Source organism: Microbacterium sp. B19(2022) (assembly GCF_012030385.1).
Taxonomy (GTDB): domain Bacteria; phylum Actinomycetota; class Actinomycetes; order Actinomycetales; family Microbacteriaceae; genus Microbacterium; species Microbacterium oxydans_B.
Genome location: NZ_JAAUVO010000006.1, coordinates 1 through 12,948, shown reverse-complemented (window position 1 = coordinate 12,948; position 12,948 = coordinate 1). Strand labels below are relative to the sequence as shown.

The window sequence follows — 12,948 nt, the reverse complement described above, 5'->3', positions numbered from 1 at the left end:
AAGCATGCCTCGTTCCCGTCGCCTCGCTGCCCTCGCAGGCGCGGTGATCCTCTCCGCCGCCCTCGCCGGATGCTCCACGACCGTGCACCTCGAACCGGCCGATGATGCGAACGATCCGGCGTGCGCCTCGGTCTCGGTGCTGCTGCCGGACAGCGTCGCCGGGTTCGACCGGGTGTGGACGGATGCCCAGGCCACAGGCGCATGGGGAGAGCCCACCACCGTCGCCCTGCGCTGCGGTGTCGAGCCGCCGGCCCCTTCCGCACTCGTCTGCACCACGCTCGGCGGCGTCGACTGGCTGGTCCTCGAGCAGGAGGAGGAGCGGCAGCGCCTGGTCACTTACGGGCGCGAGCCCGCGGTCGAGGTCAACATCCGTCGGGGTGAGCAGATCGACTTCCAGTCCATCGTGGACTCGATCTCCACGAGCATCCAGTCCGGACTGGCGCCGGCGACGGCGAAGTGCACCGACCGCGTCGAATTCCCCGCGAGCTGACCGCAGGCGGGTGGGCCGGCGTCAGCGGCGCAGACCCGCCTCGACGAGCTCGGTGATCAGTTCGCCATAGCTCAGGCCGGACGCCACCCAGCACTTCGGGAACATCGAGATCGGGGTGAAGCCCGGCATCGTGTTGAGCTCGTTGACGACGAGGGTGCCCTCGGGGGTCAGGAACATGTCGACGCGGGCGAGCCCCCGGCCGTCGACGGCCTCGAACGCGCGGAGGCCGGCCTCCTGGATCGCGGCCGTCTCGGCGTCGGTCACCTCTGCCGGGCAGACGACATCGACACCGTCACCGCCGAGGTACTTGCCCTCGAAGTCGTAGAACCCACGCGAGGTGAGGATGACCTCCCCGGGAAGGGAGGCGCGCACCCCTTCCGCCGTCTCGAGAACGGCGACCTCGATCTCCCGGCCGCTCACCCCGGTCTCGATGAGCACCTTGTCGTCTTCGGCGAACGCCACGGCCAGTGCGGCATCGAGTTCGTCGGCCACCTCGACCTTGGAGACGCCGACGCTCGAGCCCGCACGAGCAGGCTTCACGAACAGCGGCAGACCGAGGGCGGCCGCGCGGGTGCGGATGTCTGCCGCATCCCGCTCCCAGTCCGTGCGACGCACGGTCACCCAGGGCGCCACCGAGATGCCGGCCGCCTCGAGGGCGATCTTCATGAAGTGCTTGTCCATGCACAGCGCGGAGTCGAGGACCCCGCCACCGGCGTAAGGCACCTCGAGCGTGTCGAAGAACCCCTGGATGGTGCCGTCCTCGCCATGCTGCCCGTGCAGGATCGGGAGCACGACGTCGACGGCGCCGAGACCGACGATCGATCCGTCGACCTGGACGACGCGCAGCGTGCGGTCGCCACCCGGCTCGGGCCACAGCACGCGCGTGCCGTTGTCGACGACCTCGGGAAGGTGTGCGGCATCCAGCGGGAACTTCGCGGGATCATCGTCTTCCAGGACGAAGGCCCCCTCGCGGGTGATCCCCACCGGGATCACGGAGTAGCGGTCGCGATCAATCGCGCCCAGCACGCCCCCCGCCGTTGCGGAACTGATCGAATGCTCGCTGGAGCGCCCGCCGAAGAGCACCACCACCGTCTGCTTGTCCATGGTTGGTCCTCTCACCCTGCGGGGTGTCGTCGTCCGTCGTCAGGTGGGGTGCGATGTCTCTCGGATCCATCTTGCCGTCGAGCACCATCTTCACCTGCTCGACGATGGGCATGTCTACCTCGGCCTCGCGAGCGAGCTGCAGGATCGGGGCGACCGATGCCAGTCCCTCCGCCGTCTGCTGCATCTGCTTCACGACGTCCTGGAAGCTGTATCCCTGGCCGAGCAGGCGCCCGGCCGTGTTGTTGCGGCTCAGCGGCGACTGGCAGGTGGCGATCAGGTCGCCGAGGCCGGCGAGGCCCTGGAGCGTCTCCGGATGCGCGCCGTTGGCCACGGCGAAGTCCGTCATCTCGACAAGACCCCGCGTGATGATCGACGCCTTGGTGTTCTCGCCGTAACCGACGCCGTCGACGATGCCGATGGCGACCGCGATCAGGTTCTTGAGCACTCCCCCGAACTCGGTGCCGATCACGTCGGTGTTCACGAACGTGCGGAAGTAGCTGTTCCGCGCGGCACGCGCGACGATCTCCGCGGTCTCCTGGCTGCGCGAAGAGATCACGGCAGCGGTCGGTTGTTCGCGGGCGATCTCGAGCGCGAGGTTCGGACCGGACGCGACAGCGATGCGGTCGGGGTCGCAACGGAGCTCCTGCTGGATCACCTGGCTCATGCGCAAGCCGGTACCGCGCTCGACGCCCTTCATCAGACTGATGATCTTCGCGTCGCTGTCGGCAAGTAGTGGGCGCACTGCCTTCAGGTTCTCGCGGAGCGATTGGCTCGGGACCGACAGGTAGACCTGTTCGACACCCTCGAGTGAGGTCGCGAGCTCATGAGTGGCCGCCATCGTGCGCGGGAGGTTGATGCCCGGCAGGTACCGGGAGTTGCGCTTGGCCTCGTTGATCTCCTGGGCGAGCTCGGCTCTCCGGGCCCACATCGTCACCTGGGCGCCGCCGTCTGCGAGGATCTTGCCGAAGGTCGTCCCCCAGCTGCCGGCGCCGATGACGGTGGCGCGCGGACCGACGGGCGCTGTTCTCTTAGGAGTCAAGGCGTCCGGTCTCCTTCTGCCCATGGCTTGCGGGATTCCAGCGTTCGGGGGGTGCCTTCTCTCCGCGCAGCTCTTCGAGCAAGGCCGTGATCGCGTTCATCAGGCGGTTCGTCGCCTCGTTCAGCGCTGCAGGCTCTCCGGCGCGCCCGCGCAGATCGGAGACGTCGACCGGATCGCCGACGAGCACCCGGACGGGCTTGCGCAGCGGCCAGAGGCTGAGGCCCTTCTGGTAGCGCCCCATGATCTCCTGGGTGCCCCACTGCGCCATCGGGATCAGCGGGATGCCGTCGGCGAGGGCCAGACGCACCGCACCCGACTTGCCGCGCATCGGCCAGAGGTCGGGATCACGCGTGAGGGTGCCCTCGGGATACACGATCACTCCGCGACCGTGCTCCACCAACTCTTCGGACTGCTTCATCGTCTGCCGCGCAGAAGCCGCAGACGATGTGCGGGCCACGGGGATCATGCCCGTACGGCGCAGGAACCAGCCGAGAACAGGGACCTTGAAGAGACTCTCCTTGGCCATGAACCGCGGCGCACGGCCGATCCGCCACACGGCGACCGCCACGATGAGCGGATCGAACTCCGAGTAGTGGTTCGGCGCGAGGATGAACGCCCCCTCCTGCGGGAGCTTCTCGCCGCCGGACACGCGGATCTTCGCGATCAGCGCGACGGGCGGGATCACCAGTGCGGCGAGCGGCCAGAAGACGCTCGGCCTGGTCGTCTCCGCCGACCGCCGTGCCATCCGGCTCACCGGATGACGTCGAAGTCGGCGCCGAGCGCGTCGAGCTTGGCGAGGAACTTCTCGTAGCCGCGGCTGAGGATGTCGACACCCGACACCTGCGACTCGCCCGTGGCGGTCAGCGCCGCGATGATGTGGCTGTAACCGCCGCGAAGGTCCGGAACCACGATGTCCGCACCGTGCAGCGGCGTCGGGCCCGTGATGACGGCGGCCTGCTCGAGGTCGCGGCGGGGAACGCGGCGGGGTCCGTCCTGCAGACCGCGCGGGTGCACGACGATGTCGGCGCCCATCTTGACCAGCGCGTCGGTGAAGCCCATCCGGTTCTCGTACACGGTCTCGTGCACGACGCTTCGGCCGTGCGCCTGCGTCAGCGCGACCACGAGAGGCTGCTGCCAGTCGGTCATGAAGCCGGGGTGCACGTCGGTCTCGATGACGACGGGCTTGATATCGCCGTCACGACGGAAGAGGATGCCGTCTTCCTGGATGTCGAACCAGCCGCCCGCCTTGCGGAAGATGTTGAGGAACGTCAGCATCTCCTGCTGCTTGGCACCGCCGACGAAGATCTCGCCGTTGGTGGCCAGAGCCGCGGATGCCCATGAGGCCGCCTCGTTGCGGTCGAAGATCGACCGGTGGTCGTAGCCGCGGAGCTTCTCGACGCCCTCGATGACGATGACGCGGTTGGGCTCGTAGGAGATGATCGCGCCCATCTTCTGGAGGACCGCGATCAGGTCCATGATCTCCGGCTCGATGGCGGCGTTGCGGAGCTCCGTGACGCCCTCGGCGCGGACAGCGGTGAGGAGCACCTGCTCGGTCGCGCCGACACTCGGGTACGGCAGGTGGATGTTCGCCCCGTGCAGGCGGTTCCCACCCGTCGAGAGACGGATGCCGCTGGGGAGCTTCTCGACGATGGCGCCGAACTTGCGGAGCGCGTCCAGGTGGAAGTCGATGGGGCGGTCGCCGATACGGCATCCGCCGAGGTCGGGGATGAACGCCTGACCGAGACGGTGCAGGAGCGGCCCGCAGAAGAGGATCGGAATGCGGGAGGCGCCGGCGTGGGCGTCGATCTCCTCGAAGTGGGCGGACTCCACGTCGCTCGGGTCGAAGATGAGCGAGCCGGGCTCATCGCCCTCGCTGACGCGCACACCGTGGACCTCGAGCAGTGAGCGCACGACGGCGACATCGCTGATCGCCGGCACATCGCGCAGGGTGCTCACGGTCTCGCCGAGGAGCGAGGCGACCATGGCCTTGGTCGCCAGGTTCTTCGCCCCCTTGACGTCGACGCGACCGCGAAGCGGGCGTCCGCCTCGAATGGTGAGGACGTCTCCGGTGAGTGCAGGGACTCCGTCCGGGAGAGCGTCGCGCACAGGTGTCGTCATTCGGAGCCTCACTTCATTTACGGATTTCGGGGGCGGGTTGCCCCTGGGCTCCCCCGCCCCCACCGTCTACTGAACGGGAAGGGTTCGGGGCCGCCACGACTCGCGACGGGCCTCGAACTGCGCGATCTTGTCTTCGTTGCGCAGCGTGAGCCCGATGTCATCGAGCCCTTCGAGGAGCCGCCATCTAGTGTAATCGTCGATCCCGATCTCGGCCTGGACGTCACCGATCGACGCGCTGCGCGCCTCGAGGTCGACCGTCATCTGTGCCCCGGGATTCCGGTCGATCTCCGCCCAGATCCGCTCGAGATCCTCTTCCGAGATCGTCGCGGCGAGAAGGCCCTGCTTGCCCGAGTTGCCCCGGAAGATGTCGGCGAAGCGCGGGCTGAGGACCACGGTGAATCCGAAGTCGCGCAACGCCCACACGGCGTGCTCACGGCTGGATCCGGTGCCGAAGTCCGAACCGGCGACGAGGATCGACGCGCCCTGGAATTCCGGCTGGTTGAGCACGAACTCGGGGTCCTGCCGCCAGCCGTGGAATAGCGCGTCTTCGAAACCCGTCTTCGTGACACGCTTCAGGAAGACGGCGGGGATGATCTGGTCGGTGTCGACGTTCGAGCGCTTCAGCGGTGCCGCGATGCCCGTGTGCGTGATGAACTTCTCCATGGGTCAGATCCCTTCCGTCAGGTCGCTGGGGCTGGACAGCGTGCCGCGGATCGCGGTCGCGGCGGCGACGAGCGGCGACACGAGGTGCGTGCGCCCTCCCTTGCCCTGTCGTCCTTCGAAGTTCCGGTTCGACGTGGACGCACAGCGCTCCCCCGGTGCGAGCTGGTCGGGGTTCATGCCCAGACACATCGAGCATCCGGCGAAGCGCCATTCCGCCCCGAAGTCCTTGATGACCTTGTCGAGGCCCTCGGCCTCGGCCTCCAGGCGCACGCGCGCCGACCCGGGGACGACCATGACGCGCACGCCGTCGGCCTTCTTCTTGCCCTGGATGATCGATGCGAAGGCGCGCAGGTCCTCGATGCGGCTGTTGGTGCAGGAGCCCATGAACACGGCGTCGACCGGCACCTCTTTGAGAGGCGTCCCCGGCGTGAGGTCCATGTACTCCAGCGCGCGTTCTGCGGCAGCCCGCTCGTTGGGATCGACGATCTCGGCGGGGTTCGGCACCGAGGACGACAGCGAGCTGCCCTGACCGGGGTTGGTGCCCCAGGTCACGAACGGCTCGAGCTCGTCGGCGTCGATGAAGACCTCGGCGTCGAAGGTCGCACCCTCGTCGGTCGGCAGGGTGCGCCAATAGGCCACGGCCTCTTCCCAGTCCTGGCCCTTGGGCGCGTGCGGACGGCCCTCGAGGTAGGCGAAGGTGGTCTCGTCGGGGGCCACCATCCCGGCCCGCGCTCCGGCTTCGATCGACATGTTGCAGATCGTCATGCGCCCCTCCATGGAGAGGGCGCGGATGGCGCTGCCGCGATACTCGAGCACGTAGCCCTGTCCGCCTCCGGTGCCGATCTTCGCGATCACGGCGAGGATGATGTCCTTCGCGGTGACGCCGTCGCGCAGAGTCCCCTCGACGTTGATCGCCATGGTCTTGAACGGCTTCAGCGGCAGTGTCTGCGTGGCCATGACGTGCTCGACTTCGCTGGTGCCGATGCCGAACGCCATCGCTCCGAATGCCCCGTGCGTCGAGGTGTGCGAGTCGCCGCAGACCACCGTGATGCCGGGCATCGTGAGCCCGAGCTGGGGCCCGACGACGTGCACGATGCCCTGTTCCGCGTCGCCGAGCGAGTGCAGACGCACCCCGAACTCCGCGGCGTTGCGGCGCAGGGTCTCGATCTGCGTGCGGCTGGTCAGATCGGCGATCGGCTTGTGGATCTCCAGCGTCGGGGTGTTGTGGTCCTCGGTCGCGATCGTCAGGTCGAGGCGGCGCAGCGGCCGCCCCTCGCTGCGGAGGCCGTCAAACGCCTGCGGACTGGTGACCTCGTGCACGAGGTGGAGGTCGATGTAGATGAGGTCCGGCTCGCCGTTCTCGCCCTTGACGACCAGGTGGTCGTCCCAGACCTTTTCGGCGAGGGTCCGGCGGCGTGCGGAATCGGCACCGTTTGCGGGGGTGGTCATTGCGTGTCTCCTGTGGCTGGCGGTTCGGCCCACGATGGACTCCGCGACGAGGAGGGGCTCAGATCGAGGTCTCGTCGCGGCCGCTAAGAAGAAGGAGCACGGTCCGCATGACGTCAGATTACCACCGCTCGGACACGCTCCGACCCGTCATGACACTCTGTTGAGCACCCGAACGACCGAGAGGCACCGCATGACCGTCGACACCGCCCGCTTCGCCACCCGTGCGGTCCACGCGGCGAGAACCCGTGAGACGGCGTCCTCGCGCGCGACGCCCATCTATCTGACGGCGGGGTTCGAGTTCGACGACTTCGACCACGCGGCCGACCACTTCAGCACCGGGGCCGGCTTCGGATACACGCGTACGGGCAACCCCACGGTGCGAGCCGTGGAGCGTCAGCTCGCAGCCCTGGAGTCCGGCGCGGACGCGGTGCTGGTCGCGAGCGGACAGGCGGCGGTCGTGACCGCCCTGCTCACCGTCGTGGGGGCCGGCGACCACATCGTCTCCTCCACCCACATCTATGAGGGCACCCGAGGGCTCTTCCTCGACAACCTGGCGCGCCTCGACATCGAGACGACTTTCATCGAAGACATCGCCGATCCGGATGCCTGGCGGGCGGCGATCCGCCCGAACACCCGCGCGGTGTTCGCCGAGTCCGTGGCGAACGCGCGCAACGACGTGCTCGACATCCGTGCCATCAGCGACATCGCCGACGAGTTCGCGATCCCGCTGATCGTGGACAACACCCTGGCGACCCCGGCCCTGCTGCGTCCGATCGAGCACGGCGCGGCGATCGTCGTCCACTCCGCGTCGAAATTCCTCGCCGGACACGGATCCGTTCTCGGCGGCGTGATCGTCGACGACGGCCGCTTCGACGCCGAGCACGCGGGCCACAATGCGCCGCACCTCGTGCTGCCGGGGCGGGGCGACGCTCCCAGCGTCTTCGCTCGCCACGGCGGTCGCGCACGCATCGCCTACGCCCGGGAGTCGGTGGCGCCGCGATTCGGCGCGTCCCCGTCTCCGCTCAACGCCTTCCTGATCGGCCAGGGCGTGGAGACACTCAGCCTCCGCGTCGAGCGGCAGTCCCGCAACGCGCTCCAGATCGCGCAGTGGTTGGAACATCACGACGCGGTCGAGAGCGTGGACTACGTCGGGCTCCCCTCGCATCCCGACCATGAGCTCGGCTCCCGCTACCTCGAGGGCGGATCGGGGTCGATCTTCACCTTCACCCTGCACGGCGGATTGCCCGCCGCACGACGGTTCGTCGAGGGCGTGCAGGTCTTCACGCACATGACCCACATCGGAGATGTCCGCTCCCTGGTGCTGCATCCGGCCACGACGAGTCACGCGCAGCGCACGGACGAAGAGCGCGAGACCCTGGGCGTGCACCCCGGCACGCTGCGGGTATCGATCGGCATCGAAGACGTCGAGGATCTCGTCACCGACCTCTCGCAGGTGCTGAACGCCGTGCGGGAGACGGTCGCGTGAGCCGACCCCAGCATTTCGGCTGGTTCCTCGCGCGCGGTTTCGGACCGCAGGGCTGGGGCTACCCCTCGCTCGACTGGGACTACGACTGGACGCGCCCTGAGGTGTACCAGGACGCTGCTCGCACCCTGGAGCAGGCGGGCTTCGATCTGGTCATCATCGAGGACGCGCCGTCGTTGGGGTCGCCGTCGACGATCGATCTGCGGGTCCGTCACGCCTTCGGCGGCCCCAAGCACGATCCGCTCCTGCTCGCTCCGTATCTCTTCCAGGCGACGAAGCACCTGGGCGTCGTGCCGACGGTGAACCCGGCGGCGTATCTCCCGTACACCGCGGCGCGCCAGTTCGCGACGCTGCAGCATCTGAGCGGGCATCGGCTGGGTCTCAACGTGGTCACCGACACCGGGAGCGCACGACACTTCTCGGACGCGCCGCAGCTCGGTCACGACGAGGCGTATGACCGCGCGGAGGACTGGCTCGCCGGAATCCGCGCGCTGTGGCACAGCTGGGACGACGGCGCGCTCGTCGCCGACCGGGAGACCGGCGTCTACGCCGACGGTACGAAGCTGCAGCCCGTCCGGCACCGGGGCTCGCACTTCGCATTCGACGGCCCCCTCAACGCGCTCCCGTTCACGGACGGGGATCCCGCGATCGTCTCCCCCGGCGGCTCCGGCCGCGGACTCGGGTTCGCCGGCGCGAACTCCGATGTGCAGCTCGCGCTGGCTCCGCTGAACGAGAAGTCCGTGCGCGACTACCGTGCCCGGGTGCACGAGGCGGCGATCGCGAAGGGGCGGCAGCCCGAGGACATCAAGATCCTGTTCGCCATCCAGCCCGTGATCACGTCGTCGAGCGAGGAGGCGGACCGCATCGTCGCCGCATCCGCCCATCCCGACGACGCCGCGCTGGTGCAGATCGCCCGCAAGCAGTCCAGCGACCTCGAGACCGACCTCACGTCGCTCGACCTCGACAAGGCGCTCGATCTCTCGCTCTTCGGGGCCCACGTCTCGCGCGGGAGCATCCAGCGCCTGATCGGAGACCGCGGCGAGGATGCCCCGCTGCGCGCCCATCTGACGGCGCTCGCCCGCACAGGCCGGATCACGGACCGCTCCGGCTTCGTCGGAACGGCCGAGGAGTTCGCCGACCTGATCGAAGAGCTCGGCGAGTGGGGCAACGACGGCGTGCTGCTCTGGGGCGACTTCCATCCGGTCACCCTGCATCGCACGCTCGACGAACTCGTGCCCGTCCTGCGCCGCCGCGGCATTCTCCGCCGGGAGTACGTGGACGGCGGTCTGCAGGCGAACCTGCGCGCGTTCTGAGGCGCGCAGGTTCGCTGCGGGACTACTCGCTGAGCGCTGCCTTCTTCTCCGCGCGCTTGTCGTGCGAGGAGGCGATGAGGCTCGCGATCGTGGCGATGGTCATCGAGGCCAGGATCACGCCGAGCGAGACCATGTTGCTGATGTCAGGCACCCACTCGACGTGCTGACCGCCGTTGATGAACGGCAGCTCGTTGACGTGCAGCGCGTGCAGGATCAGCTTGATGCCGATGAAGCCGAGGATCACCGCGATGCCGTAGTGCAGGTAGCGGAGGCGATCGAGCAGGTCACCCAGCAGGAAGTAGAGCTGACGCAGCCCCATGAGCGCGAAGATGTTGGCCGCGAAGACGAGGAATCCGTTCGTGGTGATCTCGAAGATCGCGGGGATCGAGTCGATCGCGAAGATGAGGTCGGTGACGCCGATCGTGATGAAGACGATCACCATGGGCGTCCACATGCGCTTGCCGTTCACCGTGGTGCGGATCTTCGATCCGTCGTACTCCTCGCTGATGTCGACGCGACGACGGAGCAGGCGCACGATGAAGTTCTCGCGCTTGACCTCACCCTCATGATCACCGTCGGGCATCGCCTGACGGATCGCCGTCCAGATGAGGAATGCGCCGAAGATGTAGAAGATCGGCGAGAAGTTCTCGACGATCGCGACGCCGGCGAGGATGAAGAGGCCGCGCAGGATCAGCGCGATGATGATGCCGACCATGAGGACCTGCTGCTGCAGGCGCCGCGGCACCGCGAACTGGGCCATGATCAGGACGAAGACGAACAGGTTGTCGATCGACAGGCTGTATTCCAGTGCCCAGCCGGTGATGAAGTCGCCGGCGTTCTGCCAGCCGCCGACGTTGCCCAGGAGCACGGCGAACAGCAGTGCGAGACCCACGTAGAAGACCACCCACAGGGTGGACTCCTTCGTCGAGGGGATGTGCGGCCGCAGCCGGATGAGGAGCAGGTCGGCGATCAGGATGATCGTGAGGACGACCATCGAGGTGATCTCGAACCAGACGGGGATTTCCAAGGGGCGCACAGGCCTTTCGCGGAGGGGTCGGGAATCAGTCGAAAGTCTCTCCCCCGCACAGATGTGCGTCGCGCGCCCGGAGCAGCGATGACGGTGCTCGTGATGACGTTACGCGCGGATCCGGGATACTCCCTCTCGCCCGGGCAATGCTACCGGAGCCGCGGCACCGCGGGGAACAGCGATCGAGACGAATACGGCGACCGGATCTGAGACGATGAGGCAGCGATCGACACCTCCCTGGTGAGAGACACCGAACGGAATCAGGATGCCCGTGCAGACGAGTGATCAGAAATGGGCGGCGCAGGCCGCGGCCGGCGACGAGAGCGCCTTCCGCGAGCTGTACCGCGCACACGTGCGGCCGGTCTACTGGATCGCCCAGGGCATCCTGGCGTCGCCCGCCGACGCGGAGGACGTCACCCAGGAGACGTTCGTCGTCGCCTGGCGCAAGCTCCCCGCTCTCGAGCTCCAGGGCGAGTCGATCCTGCCCTGGCTGGCCACGATCTGCCGCTTCCAGGCCGCGAACCGGTTGCGCCAGCGCCGCCGCGATCAGGCGCACACCGCCGAGGCCGTCGACGAGACCCTGTTGCCCGACACGATCAGCGTCGAGGAACAGGTCATCACGGCCGAGCTCGCCGCCCGGATCGCCGTCGAGGTGGGGACCCTGAACGATCTCGACCGCGAGATCTTCCGTCTGTGCGCGTCCGAGGGCTACGCGTATCAGGCCGCGGCCGAGGAATTGGGCATCACGCACGCGGTCGTCCGCAATCGTCTCTCCCGAGTGCGCACCCGGTTGCGCGGCGCCGTGAAGGAAGTGAGAGACGCATGAACGACCAGAATCCCCGCAGCGAGCTGCCGGTGCTGTCGGACGACACCATCGCCCGCATCGAGACCGCCGTGTTCACCGAGATCGCCGCAGAACGCTCCCCCGCGCATCCGCAGGCCGAGCGCGCCAGGAAGCGCCGCCGCCGCTGGCTCACCGGCGGCGGCATCGCCGCGGCCTTCGTCGTCGGCGTCCTCGTGACGCCCCCGATCCTCGGCGCGGTCGGTGGCGCCGCAACATCGACGGCCGAGGGGCTGAGCATGCCGGGCGGCGTCTCGATGGATTCCTCGTCGTCATCGCCGGAGCAGATGTCCGACTCCGCACCCGAATCGCTCCCCGGGAGCATCTCCGACTCCACCATCGCCGGCGCCGACAGCAGCGAGGGCGATCGGGAGATCATCGCGACCGCCCAGGCGACCGTCCAGGTGAAGAGCATCGCGGACGCCGCTTCGGCGATTGCGAACCTCGCCGAGGAGCACGACGGCTACGTGGAGAGCACCGAGATCGGGAAGTCCGTCGCCATCGACGGCACGTCCGAACCGGCTCCCGCCGACTCGGCGTACGGCTGGATCAGCATCCGCGTGCCCTCCGCAGATCTGCCGGAGGTGATCGCCGCGCTCGGAGAGACCGGTGACGTCCTCTCGTCGTCGACGTCGAAGCAGGACGTGACCTCGGTGTCGATCGATCTTCAGGCGCGCGTCGACTCGACGCGCGCGTCCGTCGACCGTCTCACCGAGCTGATGGCGCAGTCGGGCAGCGTCTCCGAGCTGATCGAGGCCGAGGTCGCGCTGACCGACCGACAGGCGCAGCTCGAGTCGTATGAGCAGCAGCTCGAGTCCCTGCAGGATCAGGTCGCGATGTCATCGCTTCAGGTGCAACTCACCAGAGCGACGACGGCCACCACCGCCGATCCCGCCGGGTTCGCCGATGGCCTGCTCGCCGGATGGAACGGCCTCGTCGTCTCGCTGAACGCCCTCGTCATCGCACTGGGCTTCGTCCTCCCCTGGGTCGCGGTCGTCGGTGTCGTCGTACTGATCGTGTGGCTGATCCGTCGAGCGCGCCGGAACCGTCGATCCGCACCCTCGTCGGTGGCGGAAGAAGCCGGTCCCGACCAGATCTGACTCCCGCCGCCCGAGCGGGCGCCGATCCGCCGGCGGTTAGAGTCGTTGCCATGAGCAGAGCCGCCATCGATCCCCGGTCACGCGCCGTGCCGGTCGGCCGCGACCTCACTCTCGACCTGGTCCGTGTCGCCTGCGTGCTGCTCGTCGTGTTCGTGCATGTCCTCTTCACCGGGGTCGGGCGGGAATCGGACGGGTCGCTCCTGATCGAGAAGACCGTCGAGACCCAGTCGTGGTTCACCGCCGCCTCCTGGATCGCGAACATCATGCCGCTGTTCTTCGTGGTCGGCGGATACGCCGCACGAGCTGGATGGCGATCAGCAG

At 68.2% G+C, this 12,948-nt stretch carries 13 protein-coding genes; 6 read left to right on the top strand and 7 right to left on the bottom strand.

Going from position 1 to position 12,948, the window contains the following annotated elements; genetic code table 11:
* Positions 1–4 precede the first annotated feature (4 nt).
* A complete protein-coding gene (locus tag HCX50_RS06650; RefSeq protein ID WP_029263541.1) occupies positions 5–490 on the top strand; it encodes a DUF3515 family protein in 486 nt (161 codons plus the stop codon).
* 21 nt (positions 491–511) lie between these two features.
* On the opposite strand, the gene HCX50_RS06645 is transcribed toward HCX50_RS06650, so the two are convergent.
* The 6 genes from HCX50_RS06645 to leuC all read right to left on the bottom strand — a co-directional run bounded on the left by HCX50_RS06645 (position 512) and on the right by leuC (position 6,863).
* The gene (locus HCX50_RS06645) at positions 512–1,594 is read right to left on the bottom strand and encodes a D-alanine--D-alanine ligase family protein (RefSeq protein WP_029273859.1); all 1,083 of its coding nucleotides are present in this window, start codon (positions 1,592–1,594) and stop codon (positions 512–514) included.
* Positions 1,500–2,657 carry an NAD(P)H-dependent glycerol-3-phosphate dehydrogenase gene (locus tag HCX50_RS06640; protein WP_443189881.1) on the bottom strand — a complete coding sequence of 386 codons (1,158 nt, stop codon included), beginning with the start codon at positions 2,655–2,657 and terminating at the stop codon, positions 1,500–1,502. The genes HCX50_RS06645 and HCX50_RS06640 overlap by 95 nt, the downstream gene beginning before the upstream one ends.
* Entirely contained in the window at positions 2,623–3,378 is a 756-nt protein-coding gene (locus tag HCX50_RS06635) for a lysophospholipid acyltransferase family protein (protein WP_205828879.1), read from the bottom strand. Before HCX50_RS06635 ends, HCX50_RS06640 begins: the two co-directional genes overlap by 35 nt.
* A 5-nt stretch (positions 3,379–3,383) precedes the next feature.
* A complete protein-coding gene (gene murA, locus HCX50_RS06630; RefSeq protein WP_167633406.1) occupies positions 3,384–4,751 on the bottom strand; it encodes a UDP-N-acetylglucosamine 1-carboxyvinyltransferase in 1,368 nt (455 codons plus the stop codon).
* 66 nt (positions 4,752–4,817) lie between these two features.
* Entirely contained in the window at positions 4,818–5,414 is a 597-nt protein-coding gene (gene leuD, locus HCX50_RS06625) for a 3-isopropylmalate dehydratase small subunit (protein ID WP_091036015.1), read from the bottom strand.
* Positions 5,415–5,417: 3 nt separating this feature from the next.
* Positions 5,418–6,863 carry a 3-isopropylmalate dehydratase large subunit gene (gene leuC, locus HCX50_RS06620; protein ID WP_167633404.1) on the bottom strand — a complete coding sequence of 482 codons (1,446 nt, stop codon included), beginning with the start codon at positions 6,861–6,863 and terminating at the stop codon, positions 5,418–5,420.
* A gap of 190 nt (positions 6,864–7,053) precedes the next feature.
* Between leuC and HCX50_RS06615 the strand changes: the two genes are divergently transcribed.
* Both HCX50_RS06615 and HCX50_RS06610 read left to right on the top strand, forming a co-directional pair.
* Positions 7,054–8,349, top strand: coding sequence for an O-acetylhomoserine aminocarboxypropyltransferase/cysteine synthase family protein (locus HCX50_RS06615; protein WP_167633402.1), 1,296 nt, complete (start codon positions 7,054–7,056; stop codon positions 8,347–8,349).
* Complete coding sequence (locus tag HCX50_RS06610; RefSeq protein WP_167633400.1) at positions 8,346–9,659, top strand: LLM class flavin-dependent oxidoreductase; 1,314 nt, start codon at positions 8,346–8,348, stop codon at positions 9,657–9,659. Before HCX50_RS06615 ends, HCX50_RS06610 begins: the two co-directional genes overlap by 4 nt.
* A gap of 22 nt (positions 9,660–9,681) precedes the next feature.
* Here HCX50_RS06610 and HCX50_RS06605 read toward each other — a convergent pair whose 3' ends face one another.
* A complete protein-coding gene (locus HCX50_RS06605; protein WP_167633398.1) occupies positions 9,682–10,686 on the bottom strand; it encodes a TerC/Alx family metal homeostasis membrane protein in 1,005 nt (334 codons plus the stop codon).
* A 265-nt stretch (positions 10,687–10,951) separates the two neighbouring features.
* Here HCX50_RS06605 and HCX50_RS06600 point away from each other — a divergent pair, with 265 nt between their 5' ends.
* From HCX50_RS06600 to HCX50_RS06590, 3 genes are all read left to right on the top strand, one after another.
* The gene (locus HCX50_RS06600) at positions 10,952–11,512 is read left to right on the top strand and encodes an RNA polymerase sigma factor (RefSeq protein WP_091036000.1); all 561 of its coding nucleotides are present in this window, start codon (positions 10,952–10,954) and stop codon (positions 11,510–11,512) included.
* Positions 11,509–12,627 (top strand): DUF4349 domain-containing protein, encoded by a 1,119-nt coding sequence (locus HCX50_RS06595; RefSeq protein WP_091035997.1) that lies wholly within the window; start codon positions 11,509–11,511, stop codon positions 12,625–12,627. The genes HCX50_RS06600 and HCX50_RS06595 overlap by 4 nt, the downstream gene beginning before the upstream one ends.
* Before the next feature lie 50 nt (positions 12,628–12,677).
* A partial coding sequence (locus HCX50_RS06590; RefSeq protein WP_167633397.1) for an acyltransferase family protein occupies positions 12,678–12,948 on the top strand: 271 nt, incomplete at its 3' end.